Raw genomic sequence first — 16,754 nt, 5'->3', positions numbered from 1 at the left:
ATTTCCTGTGCTTACAATTTGAGTCTAAAAAATATACGCATAGTTACTAGACTCGAATAATTACTAGATGTATCTTAGCAACAGATGTTCTTAACCTCAATCTTTCGTATCCCTGAAGGAGATGTCGATGGCAGCAAAAGTTACTTTTTTCCAGGTCGGCAACGGTGATATGACACTGGTGCGTTTGGCTGATACCCAGGGTACATCCATTCTGACTGATGTACATATCCGTTCTGCTGCTGATGACCCCAAAGATGACACACCTGATGTTGCCTCGGCGCTACGTAACAGATTGAAGTACGATAATAACGATCGCCCTTTTGTTGACGTCTTTATGCTGAGTCATCCGGATCAGGACCATTGTGGGGGTCTACGTAAACATTTCTGGCTGGGCCGTCCTGAAGACTATCCAGATGACCATCTGAAACGTTCAGAAAAACGCATAATCATCCGAGAGTTGTGGTCATCACCATTGATTTTTCGACGTCGTTCGAAAAATCACACACTTTGCGAAGATGCTCAGGCATTTAATACGGAAGCTCGGCGCCGTGTAAAATACTGGCGGGAACATGGTTACGCATTTAGCGGTAATCGCATTCTTATCATGGGTGAAGATATTAACGGTAAAACGGATGATCTGAGTGCCATTCTTATTAAAGCTGGAGATACATTCACCAGAATTGACGGGCAAGTTTCAGACGTTTTCTCTGCACAGCTTCTGGCACCTGCACCACATGAAGATGATGAAAATCTGGAAGAAGCCCTTTCTAAAAATGAATCCAGTATCATTATGAATATGAAAATACTGCCTTCCGCATATTCTCGTAATCCTATGCACTTTTTACTCGGTGGGGATGCAGAAGTTCTCATCTGGGAGCGATTATGGAATCGTTACAAAAGCAATCCTGAGGTGCTGGAGTATGATCTTCTCCTCACACCACATCATTGTTCGTGGCATTCACTTTCCTATTATAGCTGGTCACAATGGGGAGAAGATGCTCTGGTTTGCGATGCGGCCCGTAATGCTTTAGGGCAAGCGCGTTCTGGAGCGACAATAGTTTCCAGCAGCAAACAGATACTTGATGACGATTATGATCCTCCGTGTATTCGAGCTAAACGTGAGTACGATGATATTCTGGATAATGTTGATGGTTGGTTCAGTTGCACGGGCGACCTTAAAGATAAAACTGTTCTTGAGTTTGAAGTGGCACGAGATGGGAAATTGATTCCCGCTATTGTTGGTGCAGTTTCTGCTGCGACAAGCGCTGCTACGGCAGCCGCACCCCGGGCAGGTGTAATAAACCAATGATCGAATATTTCGAATTGGGTAAACGCCTCGATTCATCGGGGCGTGATAGCCTATATCCGCAAACAATCTCATTGCTTACAGCATGCGAACAGCATCCCTATATAACTGTTCGAGAATTACGTTTATCTGAGCAAAACAATGACCGCTCGGAATACCTAGTCATTGATGTTGCTGATGGTACAGTAACTTCTGGCAATAAGGCTGGCATTCGTCGTAAAGAACGATTAGCTATTGAGATAAACCCTAAGTTCACTATCCCGATCCTAGTTCATGCATTGCGTAAAGATTTTCCTGTTTTATCTCATCAACATGCAGGTGTACCAGACTCTCCAAAAATTCTTTGCCTTTATGATGTATCTTGGAGCGCCGTCGAACGCAACTGGACACCTGAAAGATTTATTGAGCGAATATTTTGGTGGCTCAGAGAATCAGCTGAACAACGTTTGCATCGAGAAGACCAACCTCTTGAGCAACTTTTTTATATGAGCCCCTATCAACTTATTTTACCAGCGAATTATCTTGATTATAATCATGCCGCAGCTCATAAACTCAGCCTCCAGATGGTCAGCAATGGTAAGCCGATAATTTTAAGGGCTGTACCTGAACATTCTAATCAGGGCATCAGACCATTTCGCTTATTAACCATTGCCGTCCCACCAGTTGAAGCCTCATTAGTTGCTTCATATCCTGACAATCTGAAAAAACTGGAAGAGCAGCTTCAATCCTGGGGAAGTGAACTTCTCCAGCCACTCGCTGATGCTGTTTATGATGCTATACCTGATACAGGTCTTCGCCCTAGCTCTGGTGAAAAGGAAGGTTTGCTAATTCTGCTATGGGTTCCTCGTTTAAGGGATGGTAAAACAGAACGTACTGATGTTATGGGCTATATCGTGGAACGCTCACTCTACGAACTTGCCAGCGTATTAGACATACTTGCCCCTAGGAATGAGCGGGGAATACAGCACCGTTTCCGACTACTTGGTGGCGTAAGAGGTACACAATGGCAACAATTACCACTGTTACCTGTCGAAATACGTTCGGCTATGAATGCTGCACGAGCAAGAGACATTTCTGCTGTTGATTCTGATAATGCATCTTTCTATGGTGTTCTGGCTGGCGTTGGGGCTCTTGGCGGCACATTAGCTGATATCTGGATACGAATCGGCTGGGGACACTGGACATTTATCGATCCTGACAAACTCCTTCCACATAATCTGCCCCGCCATATTGGGGTTGATGATCATATTGGATACCCTAAAACTGATATTCTTCGGCACCTCGCAGGTAGTATTTATCCACATGAACCTCTCCCCGGAGCGATCAATAAAAGTATTCTTGATGACGATCATGATATTGCCAGAGCTGTGAATGAGGCTCACTTAGTTGTGGATGTCAGTACCACCTTTGAGGTGCCTAGGACCCTAGCGTTAAAAGATGATATACCCAGAACAGTTAGTCTGTTTCTGACACCATCAGGCAAGGCCAGCGTGATGTTAATAGAGGATACAGACAGACAGTGCCGAATTGATGCAATTGAGGGGCAATACTACCGGGCAATTTTGAGCAGCGAGTGGGGAAACACTCACCTACAGCACAATTATGGTGATCGTTGGGTCGGTGGTGGATGTCGGGATATTTCTGTACGTATGTCTAACGAATGTATTCACGTTCATGCTGGTATCCTGTCGCGCCAACTACGGCAGACCGTCCTTAAGGATGATGCTCGATTATGTATCTGGGTGTCTGATGAAAATTCAGGTGCAGTGAGCGCTCATGAAATTGAGCTTTACCCTGTGGTATCTGTAATTGCTGGCGAATGGATTGTTAGATACGATCAAGGCTTAGAACAAAAACTGAGACACACCCGTTTACAGGCCCTACCGAATGAAACCGGGGGCGCTATTGTGGGCATAACTGATTTTAAGAACAAGACTATTATTCTGGTTGATGTGCTCCCAGAACCTATCGACAGTAAATCCTCACCAGCCTTCTTTGTCCGAGGAGAAGAGGGACAAAAGGAAGCATTAGAACGGGTTCAGCAGCTGACCGCTCGTGTTGTCGATTATGTTGGTGAATGGCACTCCCATCCTCAAGGATTTTCAGCGAAAGCCAGTAATGAAGATGATAATTTAATCAAAAAGTTACATCAAAAAATGAGTGTGGAAGGTTTACCTGCTGTGATGCTGATTGTTGCGGAAAACGATATCAATATTATAGTCAGATGAAGTTCGCTTCATCTGCATCACAGTGTTACTTGCAATTCCACATAATCGCTATTTCGGGCAATCACGCAGCCATCATTATTGCTTAATACCACCACCGGACGCCCGCGCAAATCGGGGCGAAAGGCCATTTCACAGCTGGCATAAAATGAATTCACATCTACCAGGGCAAACATTAGCGAAACCGATTAATGCTGAACGTGACGACGCCAAAAATCTCCAGCTCTTCACCACCATCGTGTAGTTCAATCGGAGGAAAATCAGGGTTCATCGGCATCAATTGTATCACGGGATGCGTGCAGAGGCGTTTGACCGTGTATTCACCGGCCAACGAGGCAATGATGATATCGCCATGCGTCGCTTTCAGGCTGCGATCCACCACCAGTAGCGAACCCTCATAAATACCGGCATCAACCATCGACATGCCTGTCGCCATCACAAAATAGGTCGCCGCAGGATGGCTGATACAAAGCTCGTTGAGATCAATCCCCTTCTCAATATAATCCTGCGCCGGGCTGGGAAACCCACACGGGACAAGATCGCTAAACAACGGTATTGATATGACCTGACGCAATTCAACCGGCTTGTAGAACATCATGATAAACTCACCTGCACATACTGTATTTATATACAGTATCAATACTTCAATGGCGTTAATCAAGCCACATGCAGGGCATTAACGTGAACACATTGAAGTTGTGGAGAATTTAGCATCCGTACGCTAATCATATCGTCGATATTGTGTAGGGGCCCCTATACGTATTCCCGATGGTTTGTATTGCTCTCTGGAAATTTCGGTCAATTGGGAGGAGGATAGAATCCGCCAATCGGCTCTTTGCTCACAAATTGTGGCGATCCATCCGACATACTGAACGGGAGATTCTTATGTATTACACGTTAGGAGACACCACTCTCCACTTTTATCGCTATCAGTGCCGCTTCTACGTCGCTCATTGGGACGGTGGCCATGTGATGACAGAGAAGTTCAAGCCGTTCATTGCCTCGATCACGGAGAAGACGGGCATTGATGCAAAGAACGTTGAGGCAGTCGCACGAGACTACTTCACTAACGTTGATTAAGATTGCACTGGCTACCATCGCTATCGGGTCTCCTGAAGCGATGGTGATCGTGTTACGTAAGGCCGAAAAACTTATTTCGCAGAAATAAAACGCCAGTGTCGCATGATTGTAAAACTTAGGCCGTAAGATGAAGCCCGGACGCCACCAGCGCTAAAACGAGGTGAAGAGATGGGAATAGTCAAGGCCAGTGATTTGGAACAGGCAAAGCAGCTTCTGCAATCCAGTGAAACCATTAAAATCGAACTGGATTTTGAACTCGACTCTGATGAGTTTTTTAATTTTGCCATTGAGCACTGCACCAATGGAGCAAAGCTCACGCGCGTTGACGATCGCTTCGTGATTTCACGCAAAAAAAAGTAACCCAATAGCCATATCCGATCATTCACAACATCACAGAAGCTTTTGTTTCTGGCTTCTGTGATGGTGAAGATGCCGTCTAATAAATTAGTATTAGAATATTGACGTATCGCGCATTTTCATCAGCCATGGAGGAATAATGTAGCTTCGGTATCTCACCGAGGATTAAATTGTGAAAAAGTTATTAATATGTTGCCTGTTCGGCGAAACGGCAGGAATTATTGCCAGAAAAATGCAAAAAATAGCCGATACTCAGGGTTTAGATCTTTTAATCAGTGCCGTTGGTGTTGAGAATTTCTTTAGCGTAGCACCTGCCTATGACGGCGTTTTGATCGCTCCGCATATTCAATATAAGATCCCAGAATTCATGAACTCATTGAATTCGGAACAAGAAATTGCAGTGATCGAAAGTTTGCCTTACGCATCATTTGATGGTGAGAAAATCCTCACGTTCGCAATGAGTACGATTCCTCAATCACTAACATAATGTGGTTTAGTATGCGCTATGCAGAACCCGTGAAATCACGGGTTCCTTCCACCACCCGCACGCTTATAATTTTAAATTAAACAAATAATCTCTCGCAGAGTTCCAGGTAAAAAAGATAATAAGCACGACCATTATTTATACCAGGAAATACCATGCGTAAGCTCTCCCTTGTTATGCTGGCTACAATGCTAACGGCCTGTAGTTCACAGCCTCCCAAAACCTTAACTAAAATAGATGCGTTACACATCCCCGTCGTGCAAAACAATCCAATAGCCAGCGACCCGGTTGCGACAACGATGCTGCATCAGAAAAATAAGCAAATCATTGATAATGTATCATTCAGTTTAAAAACAGATTATCTGTTAGATGTGAAAACTAACGATATTTTTGATGTCCATAGCCAGACGTATCGGGTTTATGCTTCGCTGACAAAATTGGATCAAATGCGCTTAATGAATAACTACTATCTGAAAGAGCAGAATATCGCCGGATTACAGAAGATGAACGACTCTCTGCAATCACTCACTCAGGGATAAAAAAGAGCCCCCTTATTAGCAATAAGGGGGCTCTTTCCAGTCCGTTGAATTTACTGACCAAATCGATAGCTAACGCCAGCCATCACGGAGCTCACATCGCTGCTCATGCCAATCTGGTTTTCGTTGCCCACATTGTTAACCCACTGATACTCCAGACGCCCCGACCAATTGTTGTTAAAGGCATACTCAGTACCAATCGCCACCACCGGACGCACGCCGGTATCAAAACGGTTATGGCCATTCACGTCAGACTCCGCGCGATAGCCCATCAGCCCTGCGCGGCCATAGAGATCCCAATCGCTGGTCAGGCCGTAGCTAGCTTTCAATGAGAGCTGCAATCCCTGACTTTTCATCTGCGAACCGGATGCACCATGGCGACCGTTGATCCCCATATTACCTAAATAATCATACCCACCTTCTACCGCCAGCCACGGGTTAATCTGATAACCGGTAAACACACCGCCGCCGACGTTATCACGGTCTACATCGACAGAATGATCGGAGCTTGAGTCACCATAATGCGACCAGCCAAATTTAGAACCCGCATACCAGGTTCCCTCCTGCGCAGCAGCAAAAGCGGTGGTCGCGGTAAAAGCATTAGCAATAATTAACGTAATAAGCGTCTTTTTCATAAAAATCCTAGTGTCGACCCGTTGTCGAATAAATGAGATACTTAAGAATTAAGTGGGCCTACAATAGAATATAAATGCGGCAATGATAACCGCTTTATTATTTAATTTTGGACAAACCAACCAACCTAAAAACGCTCAGGTAAATTATTCAATTCAATCAAATAACCACCGCGTTTAAAAACGATGTAGTTACCACTTTTTAACGCAGAAAGCACATTTAATACACTACTTCGGGATAAATGTGTGCGTTCCTGAATATAATCAAGAATAGATACGCGCATTCGAGCTCCCTCCGGGAGCAGGCTCATTTCTATTAAATGATTGCGAATGACGGCATAGGTTCGTTGCTGTACCACTAGGGCATCACGATAAAAAAGATAGGCCGTATGATACGACAACAATGAGGCGACATCTTCCCATACCCCGTGCTGACGAAAGGCCTCCATCGCTTTTTGCGCATCGACGCGCAGGATTGTCGATTCAGTTTCCGCCCGCAATTGATGGCCGCGCACCGGCTGGATCATTTCAGCGATGCCAAACAGATGTGGGTTGTAAACGGTGACAATTAGCAGGCCGTCTGATGCCCTGAGTATCGAAAGCTCGCCTTCCTGAAAAAGGTACAACTGAGGTTGATTTTTGTGCGTCCAGGTGATGCGTTTCCGCGGCACTACTTTCATTTTTTCGGCAATCGGCTCCAGCAGTGCCGTCAAGCGTTGGATACTCTCTTCCGGGCGAACAGGTGGTAAAATGTGCATAGAAATACCTGATAAGTTTCAATCAGCACAATTATAGAACGTCATAATGTTTTCGTAAAAATTGCGCAACTCAGTATTTACTCATATCAGGACAAAATAAAAAACCACGATTGTATTTAAATTTAAACAAACCCAAAAGCCAGGCGCAGGCAATTCGACCATAAAAAACACAATAAATACAGAAAGTTACACTTGGATGTGGAGCTGATTGGTGTATTACAAGGAATTAATGACTAATCGAGACGGAAAAAGATATGACACTATAGACGTCAAAAGGCCCCTTCCGGGGCCGATTTATTTCCTTAACTCCAGCGATGCTGAGTTTTTAGAAATATGTATGGCGATGTTATCGAGTGTAATCATTGAAGATTTACAAAAGATACATTTCGCGCCAAACGGATTTGTTGCAGACACATCGTAAGCCGATGTTCTGTACTGTGACCCATGACAGCATGGGCACCTGAAATGAATGTGGTCAGTCATGATGTTAGCCTCTATTTGCTACAACATTCACTACCGCAGGGACATTTAGCCATATTCAACTGAAAACGCTTTCCTGGTTTTCAATGACAACGCAAAAAGCATTGTTCTGAATGGTCGATAATAACAAAGACATCATTGTCATTAATTCTTAAAGATAAACCCGAAACTCTTCGGATTAAAATCTATACTGCACCAGCGATCTTTTGGATGTTGTTTGTTTTTTAATGTGCCTTCGGCACGTAACGTTAAGTAAAATTTAATACAAAAATATTAAGTGTATTCGGGATGTCGTATCTCTCATACACCTTCGATCATTTTAAATGGGTACACTGGAACCGTCTGCTTCAATATACCCTTTACTACTCTCTTGTAAACCTGTCTACTCGGGCTTAGACCGTCATCTTTGTCGCAGGTTCAAAAGATTTTAGAAAATTATTAATCGCGCAAAATGACATTTGCAGCAGCAGGACCTTTGGCGCCATTCTCGATAGAGAAATCAACTTTCTGCCCTTCAAATAAGGTTTTGAAACCATCACCCTGAAGTGCAGAAAAATGTACAAAGACATCCTTACTGCCATCCAGTGGAGAAATAAAACCAAAACCTTTGCTTTCGTTAAACCATTTTACTAAACCAGTCATCTTCTCAGACATAAATATTACCTCAATAATCAGCGCCTTACGGCGAAAAAGTTCGCATCACAGAATTTAATTAATAACGATAAGGAGGCTCGAAAAAAGGATTATCTATGGATAACGCTTGAGATGAGAACTGCTTTACTAAACCGCTTTATTTTTAGGTCTGTGTACCAAACCAACCCCCTACTGATCGCACAGATAACAATTGATAGCAAGCTTTATTTTTATAGAGACTCTGTTCAGCTGGCAATATTGCGCCAACTACGGTTCGCATTCCCTCTTCTACCAGGCTATATCTTAGACACCTAATTCACACGGGAGTGGTTATGATGAGCAAGAAAATTCTAATGCTGGTCGGCGATTATGCTGAAGACTACGAAACGATGGTGCCATTTCAGGCATTGCAGATGATTGGTCATCAGGTTGATGCAGTCTGCCCTGACAAAATCACAGGCGACTACATTATGACTGCAATCCATGATTTTGACGGTGCCCAGACTTATAGCGAGAAACCTGGTCATCGTTTTATTCTCAACGCCGATTTCAGCGCAGCGAAGGAACAGGATTATGACGCTCTGCTGATCCCCGGTGGACGCGCGCCTGAATACCTACGATTGAATGCTGAAGTACTCAAACTGGTACAGGCGTTTGATGCTGCACGTAAACCGATTGCCGCAGTTTGCCACGGTCCCCAACTGCTGGCTGCAGCAGGGATACTAAAAGGACGCACCTGCAGCGCCTACCCTGCCTGTGCACCGGAAGTACGGCTCAGCGGTGGTCATTATGCCGACATCGGCATCGATCAGGCGCACGTCGATGGCAATTTGGTCACCGCCCCTGCCTGGCCAGCGCACCCGCAATGGCTGGCGAAATTTGCCGAATTGTTGCAGCAGTAACAACGCTGCAGTCCTCCTGTTGAATAAAACGAACGTGACCAGGTGACGACAAGAGATAATTAGAAAAGACAGACTGGCGCTGAAAACAGCGCCAGTTGCGGGTTTTGCGGTGGTGCACTTATCAGTGCTTCAGATTGCTGACAAAGTGCAGCTGGCTGGAATTGCCCAGTGGCGGCTAGCGCCTTACCGGGCCTACGAAAAATGCACAATTTATTGATATTGTGGGTTTTGTAGGCCGGGCAAGGCGTCAGCCGACGCCCGGCAGAAACGCGAGCACAATCTTTAAACCTGGTTTGTCATCAGTGCTTCTCGATATACATCGTGCGGCTGTATGCCACATCTTCCGGGTTGGTTATCGGATATCCTTTCAACCACGGTTTAATCAGACGCCCGTTGGTGTATTGATAAATTGGCGCGATAGGCGCTTTCGCCATAATGATTTTTTCCGCAGCGTTGTAATCATCGTTGCGCGCTTTTTCCGAGTTTTCCAGCGCTGCCTGAGTCAGAATTTTGTCATAGGCCGGATCGTTAAAGCGCGAAATATTGCCGCTGTGGGTTGAGGTCAGTAGCGACAGGAAAGTCGACGGTTCATTGTAATCCCCTACCCACGAGGCGCGGATCACATCGAAATTCCCGGTATTTCGACTGTCGATATAGGTCTTCCACTCCTGATTTTGCAGCTTCACATCAACGCCAAGGTTTTTCTTCCACATCGACGCCACCGCGATAGCGATTTTCTGATGATTTTCCGAGGTGTTATACAGCAGAGTCAGCTTCAGCGGGCGGTTTGGGCCGTAGCCCGCCGCCTGCAGCAGCGCTTTCGCCTGAGCATTCAGCTCGGCCTGACTCATGCTCTCAATTTGCACCGGCTGCGGAGTGAAGCCTGCGGTGACATCCGGGGTAAAGCGCCAAGCTGGTTTCTCGCCGGTTCCCAGAATTTTCTCTGCCATCAGACGACGGTCAATCGTCATGCTCAGCGCCAGGCGCACGCGCTCATCGGCAGTTGGCCCCTTCTGCGTGTTAAACGCATAGTAATAAGTCCCCAGCTGCGGCGGGGTATAGACTTGTCCCGGGATGTCCTTCAGCAGCTTCTGATACAGGTTTTTCGGGAATGACTCAGTGATATCGATATCGCCCGCCAGATAGCGCTTGGTCGCCGCCGACTCCTGGTTGATCGGCACAAACGTAACCTGCTGAATAACCGTTTTGGCGTTATCCCAATAGTGCGTATTGGGAACCACCACCAGCTTTTCATTCACCACGCGATCTTTTAAAACATACGCGCCGTTACCGACCAGATTACCCGGGCGCGTCCAGTTATCACCGCTTTCCACATTGGCTTTCTGCACAGGATAAAAGGCGAAACTGGCCGCCAGATTGCTGAACCACGGCAGCGGTTTATCCAGCTGCACGCGCAGGGTCCGCGCATCCACCGCGGTGACGCCGAGGCTATCCGGTGCGGCTTTACCATCAATAATATTTTGCGCGTTGCTGATGCCCGCCAGAGCGGCAAACCAGGCGAACGGCGATGTCGTTTTTGGGTCCACCAGCCGCCGCCAGCTATAGACAAAATCCTCTGCCGTCACCGGCGTGCCGTCAGACCAGCGGGCGTTGTCACGCAGGGTGAAGGTCCAGACGCGGTTATCATTGCTCTGCCAGCGAGTCGCCACGCCAGGAATCAGGTTGCCTTTCGCGTCCTGATTGACTAAACCTTCAAAGAGATCGCGGATCACCTGAATTTCTGGCAGGCCCACGGCTTTAGCGGGATCTAATGTGGCGGGTTCATCTTTAATGTGCCGCACCAGCATCTGTTTTTCAGCTAATACGGTGCCCGGAGGGACATCCGCCGCCCAGGCAAGAGAAGAGACGCTGGCTAACCACAGCGCGCCGCATGTCAATGTGACAGGATACTTCATAAGATCCCCTTTAAAATAAAAAAACCAGAGCTGGCAGTGCGATAATTATTTGTTTCATCACCTGAAATTGCAAACAGCTTGTGATAGAAAATTGACATATATGCTGATTTCTCGATCGCAGGAAACTGTTTGATTCCGGGACGGTTTTACACAACACTGCTCAAAATAACCTGATAACAGGATGCCCTATGCCCGTTTCTCGTCCTCGCCCTCAACGCGGCGCTTTTCCGCCGGGAACCCAGCGCTACGGCCAGTCTCATCTCGGCGCACCGCTGCTGTGGTTCCCTGCACCGCTGGCCGATAGCCGCAGCGGTTTAATTCTTGCCGGCACCCACGGCGATGAAAACTCATCAATCGTCACCCTCTCCTGCGCGTTACGCACGCTCAAACCGGAGCTGCGCCGTCATCATGTGGTGCTGGCGGTGAATCCCGACGGCTGTCAGCTAGGGTTACGCGCCAACGCACGTGGAATCGACCTGAACCGAAATTTTCCGGCGGCGAACTGGAAGGAAGGCGAAACGGTTTACCGCTGGAACAGCGCAGCAGAGCAGCGTGATGTGGTTCTGCTCACTGGCGAAAAGCCCGGTTCAGAGCCAGAAACCCAGGCGCTGTGCGAGCTGATCCACCAGATCCATCCCGCCTGGGTCGTTTCATTTCACGATCCGCTGGCCTGCATTGAAGATCCTGGCCACAGCGAGCTGGGACGTTGGCTCGCCGATGCCTTTACTTTGCCGCTGGTGGGCAGCGTCGGCTATGAAACGCCCGGCTCCTTTGGCAGCTGGTGCGCCGATATCGGCCTGCCGTGCATTACCGCCGAATTTCCGCCAATATCCGCCGACGAGGCCACGGACAAATACCTGTCGGCAATGATTAACCTGCTGCACTGGCATCCTCAAAGATGAAGTACGCCGGTGCTGAAATGCAGCGCCGGCTCAACATCGACCGCCAGCCAGGTTGGGCCATCAAGATCGGCAAAACGGGCCAGCGGCACCAGTGGCAACGCGGCGCTAATGGCTCGCGAGGTACACAGCATACAGCCCAGCATCCGCGCAAATCCCTGTCGCTCCGCCTCCTCCGCCAACAGCAACGCTTCGGTCAGGCCGCCGGTCTTATCGAGTTTAATATTGACCATTTCGTAGCGACCACGTAACGCCGCGAGGCTGTCGCGGGTATGGCAGCTTTCATCAGCACAAACAGGCAACGGATGAATAAAATTCTCCAGCGCCGCATCGTCCCCCGCCGGAAGCGGCTGCTCCAGCATCGCCACGCCGATATCCGCCAGAAGCTGACAACGCTCAGCCAGACCATCGCTACGCCATGCCTCGTTAGCATCAACAATTAACGTCGCCTGCGGCACCGCCTCGCGAATCGCTATCAGCCGTTCGCTAATCAGATGATCATCAAGCTTCACTTTCAGCAACGTGGCCCCTTTCTCCCACAGCGCCGCCGCGCTGGCTGCCATCTGCTCAGGCGTACCAATGACCACCGTTTGCGCGGTGACCACCCGGTTGGGCAGCATGGCACCTGACTGCTGAGCAATGCTCTTACCCGCACTGCGCGCTTGCCAATCCCAGAGCGCGCAATCGACGGCATTACGCGCGGCTCCCGGGGGGAGCAGGTTTTGGATCTGCTCACGCGAGATGCCGCGTTCAATCTGTTCGCCAATCGTCATAATCTGCGCCATCACCGAGGCGATACTCTCGCCGTAGCGGGGGTAAGGCGTGCATTCCCCCACGCCTTTCACGCCATTTTCTTCGATCTCCACCACCACCACTTTGGCCTCGCTGCGGCTGCCGCGGGCGATCACAAAAGGAGTATGTAACGGCCAGGCTTCTTCATAGACTCGCAGATTTCGCATTCCCTGAACCTCGCAGGTAAATATTAAAAGGATTTGCCGTGCTGATGACTGATGTCATACACTAGCCGGGACGTTAACTATATGTAAACAGGAAGATAACCATGTCACAAACCGTGCATTTCCAGGGCAACCCCGTTTCTGTTCAAGGCACCATTCCGCAGGCAGGCGCTAAAGCGCAGCCGTTTACGCTGGTCGCCAAAGATCTCTCTGACGTCGCGCTGAGCCAGTTCGCGGGCCTTCGTAAAGTGCTGAACATTTTCCCAAGCATCGATACCGGCGTTTGCGCGGCATCGGTACGTAAGTTTAACCAACTGGCGTCTGAACTGGACAACACCGTAGTGCTGTGCATCTCTGCCGACCTGCCGTTTGCCCAGTCTCGCTTCTGCGGCGCTGAAGGCCTGAACAACGTTGTCACGCTGTCCACCCTGCGCGGCGCGCAGTTCCTGGCCGACTACGGCGTTGCTATCTCCGCAGGCCCGCTGGCCGGTCTGGCGGCGCGCGCTGTGGTCGTCATTGATGAAAACGACCAGGTTGTTTACAGCCAACTGGTGAATGAAATCACCGAAGAGCCGGACTACGACGCCGCTCTGGCCGCGCTGAAAGCGTAATAACACAGCTAGCACCTTGAGCCCTCGTTTATCGGGGGCTTTTTTATTCCCGCGCCGCATAGCAGGAGATAAAACGTGCAATCGCCGGACCGGTCAGCAAGATAGTGAACAGACGCAGCGTCTGCATCGCCATAATAAAAGACATATCCGCCCGCGTACCTGCAGCAATAATCGCCACCGTATCCAGCCCGCCGGGACTGGTTGCCAGATAAGCAGTCATAAAATCCAGCGGCAGAACCTGCGTTAATCCAAAAGCCATCAGCGCACACAACAGAATCAAGCCAACAATCGATGCCAGGATCTGCGGTAAGGTTTTCAGCGCCAGCAAGAAAATCTGTTTATTAAACTTTAGACCAACGCTCCAGCCAATGGCGGCATAGGCCAGCGCCAACAGCCATTCCGGGAGTTCCAGTACCAGCCAGCCCTCTCCCTGCACCAGCGCGCCGAGCAACATCGGAAAGAGCATCGCCCCCGACGGAAAGCGCAACCGCAGACCCAGCCACCCTGCCGCCGCGGTCAATAATAGCGTGAGCGGAAGCTGCCAGCTTATCGGAGGAAACCAGATAACCTGCTGGGTCATCTCCTGAGCATCGCCGCCGAGAGCGACGCGAACGACCAGCGCCGCGGCCCCGGCGACGAACAGCACCCGCAGGTACTGCATCAACGCCACCAGCCGAACATCGGCACCGTAATCCTGAGCCATAACCACCATCGCCGACGCGCCGCCCGGCGAGCTTCCCCACGCGCCGGTGGCACCTGGTAACGCGCTATAACGCACCAACAGCCATCCTGCCAGCGCGCTAATGGCGAGCGTGGAAAAAAGAATCAGCAGCACCAGCGCCCAGTTTGCCAACAGAACGCCGAAGATCGAGGGCGTGAGGCTACGGGCAATCATGCAGCCAATAATCGCCTGGGCAGCAATAAAAAACGGGCGGGGTACGAGAATTTCTGCGCCGCGAAGGCTAAGAGTAATCCCGGCAATCATCGGCCCCAGCAGCAGCGCTGCGGGGAGATGAAACCAGAACAAAACAAAGGAGAGCGCACCGGAGAGCGCCAGCAATTTCATCCACTGAAAGAAGTGACTACGCGAAATCCACATGCGTATTCCTGAGAGAAAAAGAGTAAAAGCGGAGTATATACAAGATCATGCTACGGGAAGAACCCTCCCTTTTTTGGAAACGCTAATCGGCTGCGCAAGCAGCCGGTGGTGAGGATTAGTCGTCGTTTTTCTTCTGGCTCAGGCCATACTCGCGCAGTTTATTGGCGATCGCGGTGTGCGAGACGCCAAGGCGTTTAGCCAGTTTACGCGTGCTGGGGAAGTTGCGATAAAGCTGGGTGAGCACAGAGCGCTCAAAGCGGCGAGTGATGTCATCCAGCGAACCTTCCATCGCTTCTTCGCCCACAGGCAAGGAGGCCACATCGTGATCCGGTAACAGAATATCCTGCGGACGCAGTTCAAAACCGTCCAGCTGCGTCAGCGCGCGATAAACCGCGTTCTTGAGCTGGCGCACGTTGCCCGGCCAGCTATAGCGCGTCAATACGCTATTTAAATCCGCAGAGAGTTTAGGACGAGGGATCCCCTGCTCATCGGCAAAGCGCGCGACGAACAGTTCGGTCAACGGCATGATATCCTGCGGGCAGTCGCGTAGCGGCGGCAGATACAGGGTCAGAACGTTGAGACGATAATAAAGATCTTCACGGAACAGCCCTTTCTGCACCAGCTCCACCAGGTTTTTCTGGGTGGCGCAGATCACGCGTACGTCGACATGAACCTCATGATCTTCGCCAACCCGGCGGAAGGTACCATCGTTGAGGAAACGCAACAGTTTGGTCTGCATTCTCGGCGACATCTCACCGATCTCATCCAGCAGCACCGAGCCGCCGTTCGCCTGCTCGAAGAAACCTTTTTTACCCTGAATCGCATCGCCAAACAGCTCGCTTTCCACCGCATCTTCCGGAATAGAGCCGCAGTTCAGCGCCAGATAGGGTTTTCCCGCGCGCGGGCTGGCCAGATGACAGGCTTGAGCCAGCAGATCTTTGCCGGTACCGGTATCGCCAACGATCAGCAGCGGCGCGCTAAGCATTGCCAGCTTGCGGGCCTGCTCCACGACATGGCGCATTTTTGGACCAACGGCGAGGATCTGACTAAAGGCACTGGTATCCTGAATGGTCATGGTTTGCAGCTGTCGGCCCATGCGGACCGTTGAACGCAGCATTGCCACCGCACCGGTCAGCACTCGCTCGCCGTGCTCACCTTCCAGATAGACCGGGGTGATTTCCAGCAGGAAATTCTGTCCGTTAACCACCACATGCTCAGCATGCGATTCCTGCGGGCTATTTTCCAGCCAGCGCTGCACGTTAAAATCAGTGATCAGTTGCGCGACCGGATGGCTGCGCAGTTTGTCCTGGCTCTGGGCAAACAGCTGACAGCTGGCCGGGTTAGCCAGTTCAACTTTCCCCCTGGTATCCAGAGACAGCACCGGTTCCGGCATCGCCACCAGCAGTGCGCTAAGTGCGAGATGTTCACGTTCTGATGGCATCCACGGCACGGTACGCACATCTGTCACTCCAGCAATACGGCGAATTTCCGCCATCAGGCTGCTGAAGTTGGCAAACTCCAGTTCGGCAAAATTGAGATAAATTCGGCCAATAGGGTCGATATCGATACCGCGCAGATCGATACCACGCAGCACCAATAAATCGAGTAATTCACGGGTCAGACCAAGACGGTCTTCACAAAAGACTTCAAGACGCATAGGAGTTTTCACCCTAAAAAGGCCAATGACGGATGAATAATAGGACAGTTATTTGCTGGCGTGAAGATAGCTGTCAACAATTATTGACAGTATGGCGGAAAAATGGCCTTTCTGCCGTAAAGTTATACGTTCAGAGCGGACACATGACCAGAATCGTTCAGACGAGTCATCAGCCCTCAAACCGGCAAGGTACCTTATGCTGGTTTGAGGGCAGCATCATCGA

At 49.5% G+C, this 16,754-nt stretch carries 19 protein-coding genes and 1 pseudogene; 9 read left to right on the top strand and 11 right to left on the bottom strand.

The genetic code is table 11. From position 1 onward, the window contains the following. The first annotated feature begins 127 nt into the window (after nucleotides 1-127). Together HV127_RS20105 and HV127_RS20100 are read left to right on the top strand one after the other, a co-directional pair. Nucleotides 128-1,309 (top strand): hypothetical protein, encoded by a 1,182-nt coding sequence (locus tag HV127_RS20105; RefSeq protein WP_008324210.1) that lies wholly within the window; start codon nucleotides 128-130, stop codon nucleotides 1,307-1,309. Next, complete coding sequence (locus HV127_RS20100) at nucleotides 1,306-3,534, top strand: Mov34/MPN/PAD-1 family protein (RefSeq protein ID WP_023063206.1); 2,229 nt, start codon at nucleotides 1,306-1,308, stop codon at nucleotides 3,532-3,534. The genes HV127_RS20105 and HV127_RS20100 overlap by 4 nt, the downstream gene beginning before the upstream one ends. A gap of 44 nt (nucleotides 3,535-3,578) precedes the next feature. On the opposite strand, the pseudogene HV127_RS20095 reads toward HV127_RS20100, so the two are convergent. Then, nucleotides 3,579-3,707: pseudogene (locus tag HV127_RS20095) on the bottom strand (DNA polymerase V subunit UmuC); the annotation flags it as partial. Next, nucleotides 3,707-4,129, bottom strand: a complete 423-nt coding sequence (gene umuD, locus HV127_RS20090) for a translesion error-prone DNA polymerase V autoproteolytic subunit (protein ID WP_182238204.1) — start codon at nucleotides 4,127-4,129, stop codon at nucleotides 3,707-3,709. The gene umuD and the pseudogene HV127_RS20095, both read right to left, overlap by 1 nt. Nucleotides 4,130-4,416: 287 nt before the next feature. On the opposite strand from umuD, the gene HV127_RS20085 reads away from it, so the two are divergent. The 4 genes from HV127_RS20085 to HV127_RS20070 all read left to right on the top strand — a co-directional run bounded on the left by HV127_RS20085 (nucleotide 4,417) and on the right by HV127_RS20070 (nucleotide 5,991). Next, on the top strand, nucleotides 4,417-4,611 hold the full coding sequence (locus HV127_RS20085) for a hypothetical protein (protein ID WP_110273449.1): 195 nt from the start codon (nucleotides 4,417-4,419) through the stop codon (nucleotides 4,609-4,611). A 168-nt stretch (nucleotides 4,612-4,779) separates the two neighbouring features. Beyond that, the gene (locus tag HV127_RS20080) at nucleotides 4,780-4,971 is read left to right on the top strand and encodes a hypothetical protein (RefSeq protein ID WP_110273450.1); all 192 of its coding nucleotides are present in this window, start codon (nucleotides 4,780-4,782) and stop codon (nucleotides 4,969-4,971) included. Nucleotides 4,972-5,140: 169 nt separating this feature from the next. Then, the gene (locus HV127_RS20075; protein WP_110273451.1) at nucleotides 5,141-5,455 is read left to right on the top strand and encodes a PTS cellobiose transporter subunit IIB; all 315 of its coding nucleotides are present in this window, start codon (nucleotides 5,141-5,143) and stop codon (nucleotides 5,453-5,455) included. A 152-nt stretch (nucleotides 5,456-5,607) separates the two neighbouring features. Continuing rightward, entirely contained in the window at nucleotides 5,608-5,991 is a 384-nt protein-coding gene (locus HV127_RS20070) for a hypothetical protein (RefSeq protein WP_182238202.1), read from the top strand. A gap of 50 nt (nucleotides 5,992-6,041) precedes the next feature. On the opposite strand, the gene HV127_RS20065 is transcribed toward HV127_RS20070, so the two are convergent. The 4 genes from HV127_RS20065 to cspA form a co-directional block, all read right to left on the bottom strand. After that, complete coding sequence (locus tag HV127_RS20065; RefSeq protein ID WP_181482472.1) at nucleotides 6,042-6,623, bottom strand: outer membrane beta-barrel protein; 582 nt, start codon at nucleotides 6,621-6,623, stop codon at nucleotides 6,042-6,044. Nucleotides 6,624-6,748: 125 nt separating this feature from the next. After that, entirely contained in the window at nucleotides 6,749-7,378 is a 630-nt protein-coding gene (locus HV127_RS20060) for a helix-turn-helix domain-containing protein (protein WP_182238200.1), read from the bottom strand. A gap of 294 nt (nucleotides 7,379-7,672) precedes the next feature. Then, complete coding sequence (locus HV127_RS31775) at nucleotides 7,673-7,861, bottom strand: cold-shock protein (protein WP_142514262.1); 189 nt, start codon at nucleotides 7,859-7,861, stop codon at nucleotides 7,673-7,675. Nucleotides 7,862-8,296: 435 nt separating this feature from the next. Then, on the bottom strand, nucleotides 8,297-8,512 hold the full coding sequence (gene cspA / locus HV127_RS20055; protein ID WP_110273456.1) for an RNA chaperone/antiterminator CspA: 216 nt from the start codon (nucleotides 8,510-8,512) through the stop codon (nucleotides 8,297-8,299). Between the two features lie 314 nt (nucleotides 8,513-8,826). Between cspA and HV127_RS20050 the strand changes: the two genes are divergently transcribed. Continuing rightward, a complete protein-coding gene (locus HV127_RS20050; RefSeq protein WP_182240740.1) occupies nucleotides 8,827-9,393 on the top strand; it encodes a DJ-1/PfpI family protein in 567 nt (188 codons plus the stop codon). 299 nt (nucleotides 9,394-9,692) lie between these two features. Here the strand turns inward: HV127_RS20050 and HV127_RS20045 are convergent, their stop codons facing one another. Together HV127_RS20045 and HV127_RS20040 are read right to left on the bottom strand one after the other, a co-directional pair. Then, a complete protein-coding gene (locus HV127_RS20045; RefSeq protein WP_182238198.1) occupies nucleotides 9,693-11,309 on the bottom strand; it encodes a peptide ABC transporter substrate-binding protein in 1,617 nt (538 codons plus the stop codon). Then, on the bottom strand, nucleotides 11,306-11,407 hold the full coding sequence (locus HV127_RS20040) for a hypothetical protein (protein ID WP_167492778.1): 102 nt from the start codon (nucleotides 11,405-11,407) through the stop codon (nucleotides 11,306-11,308). Before HV127_RS20040 ends, HV127_RS20045 begins: the two co-directional genes overlap by 4 nt. Before the next feature lie 90 nt (nucleotides 11,408-11,497). Here HV127_RS20040 and mpaA point away from each other — a divergent pair, with 90 nt between their 5' ends. Then, nucleotides 11,498-12,211, top strand: a complete 714-nt coding sequence (gene mpaA / locus HV127_RS20035) for a murein tripeptide amidase MpaA (protein WP_182238196.1) — start codon at nucleotides 11,498-11,500, stop codon at nucleotides 12,209-12,211. Here mpaA and ycjG read toward each other — a convergent pair. Further along, nucleotides 12,202-13,167: an L-Ala-D/L-Glu epimerase gene (gene ycjG / locus HV127_RS20030; RefSeq protein ID WP_182238194.1), complete on the bottom strand. Its 966-nt coding sequence runs from the start codon at nucleotides 13,165-13,167 to the stop codon at nucleotides 12,202-12,204. The two genes, mpaA and ycjG, sit on opposite strands and share 10 nt — an antisense overlap. A gap of 101 nt (nucleotides 13,168-13,268) precedes the next feature. On the opposite strand from ycjG, the gene tpx reads away from it, so the two are divergent. Then, nucleotides 13,269-13,775 carry a thiol peroxidase gene (gene tpx, locus HV127_RS20025; RefSeq protein WP_182238193.1) on the top strand — a complete coding sequence of 169 codons (507 nt, stop codon included), beginning with the start codon at nucleotides 13,269-13,271 and terminating at the stop codon, nucleotides 13,773-13,775. 43 nt (nucleotides 13,776-13,818) lie between these two features. On the opposite strand, the gene HV127_RS20020 is transcribed toward tpx, so the two are convergent. Together HV127_RS20020 and tyrR are read right to left on the bottom strand one after the other, a co-directional pair. Beyond that, the gene (locus tag HV127_RS20020) at nucleotides 13,819-14,874 is read right to left on the bottom strand and encodes an AbrB family transcriptional regulator (RefSeq protein WP_182238191.1); all 1,056 of its coding nucleotides are present in this window, start codon (nucleotides 14,872-14,874) and stop codon (nucleotides 13,819-13,821) included. Nucleotides 14,875-14,989: 115 nt separating this feature from the next. Next, complete coding sequence (tyrR, locus tag HV127_RS20015; RefSeq protein ID WP_182238189.1) at nucleotides 14,990-16,531, bottom strand: transcriptional regulator TyrR; 1,542 nt, start codon at nucleotides 16,529-16,531, stop codon at nucleotides 14,990-14,992. Nucleotides 16,532-16,754: the final 223 nt, after the last annotated feature.

It is taken from the genome of Klebsiella sp. RHBSTW-00215, from assembly GCF_014103785.1.
Lineage (GTDB): Bacteria > Pseudomonadota > Gammaproteobacteria > Enterobacterales > Enterobacteriaceae > Klebsiella.
The sequence above is the reverse complement of the archived record's forward strand: the minus strand, read 5'-3'. Positions and strand labels throughout refer to the sequence as shown.

Coding starts and splice junctions, on each gene's coding strand:
- mpaA (WP_182238196.1), top strand. CDS start 11,498: ATGCCCGTTTCTCGTCCTCGCCCTCAACGCGGCGCTTTTCCGCCGGGA.
- HV127_RS20020 (WP_182238191.1), bottom strand. CDS start 14,874: ATGTGGATTTCGCGTAGTCACTTCTTTCAGTGGATGAAATTGCTGGCG.
- HV127_RS31775 (WP_142514262.1), bottom strand. CDS start 7,861: ATGACTGACCACATTCATTTCAGGTGCCCATGCTGTCATGGGTCACAG.
- HV127_RS20045 (WP_182238198.1), bottom strand. CDS start 11,309: ATGAAGTATCCTGTCACATTGACATGCGGCGCGCTGTGGTTAGCCAGC.
- HV127_RS20050 (WP_182240740.1), top strand. CDS start 8,827: ATGAGCAAGAAAATTCTAATGCTGGTCGGCGATTATGCTGAAGACTAC.
- HV127_RS20080 (WP_110273450.1), top strand. CDS start 4,780: ATGGGAATAGTCAAGGCCAGTGATTTGGAACAGGCAAAGCAGCTTCTG.
- tyrR (WP_182238189.1), bottom strand. CDS start 16,531: ATGCGTCTTGAAGTCTTTTGTGAAGACCGTCTTGGTCTGACCCGTGAA.
- tpx (WP_182238193.1), top strand. CDS start 13,269: ATGTCACAAACCGTGCATTTCCAGGGCAACCCCGTTTCTGTTCAAGGC.
- HV127_RS20100 (WP_023063206.1), top strand. CDS start 1,306: ATGATCGAATATTTCGAATTGGGTAAACGCCTCGATTCATCGGGGCGT.
- HV127_RS20070 (WP_182238202.1), top strand. CDS start 5,608: ATGCGTAAGCTCTCCCTTGTTATGCTGGCTACAATGCTAACGGCCTGT.
- HV127_RS20065 (WP_181482472.1), bottom strand. CDS start 6,623: ATGAAAAAGACGCTTATTACGTTAATTATTGCTAATGCTTTTACCGCG.
- HV127_RS20085 (WP_110273449.1), top strand. CDS start 4,417: ATGTATTACACGTTAGGAGACACCACTCTCCACTTTTATCGCTATCAG.
- ycjG (WP_182238194.1), bottom strand. CDS start 13,167: ATGCGAAATCTGCGAGTCTATGAAGAAGCCTGGCCGTTACATACTCCT.
- umuD (WP_182238204.1), bottom strand. CDS start 4,129: ATGATGTTCTACAAGCCGGTTGAATTGCGTCAGGTCATATCAATACCG.
- HV127_RS20105 (WP_008324210.1), top strand. CDS start 128: ATGGCAGCAAAAGTTACTTTTTTCCAGGTCGGCAACGGTGATATGACA.
- HV127_RS20060 (WP_182238200.1), bottom strand. CDS start 7,378: ATGCACATTTTACCACCTGTTCGCCCGGAAGAGAGTATCCAACGCTTG.
- HV127_RS20040 (WP_167492778.1), bottom strand. CDS start 11,407: ATGTCAATTTTCTATCACAAGCTGTTTGCAATTTCAGGTGATGAAACA.
- cspA (WP_110273456.1), bottom strand. CDS start 8,512: ATGTCTGAGAAGATGACTGGTTTAGTAAAATGGTTTAACGAAAGCAAA.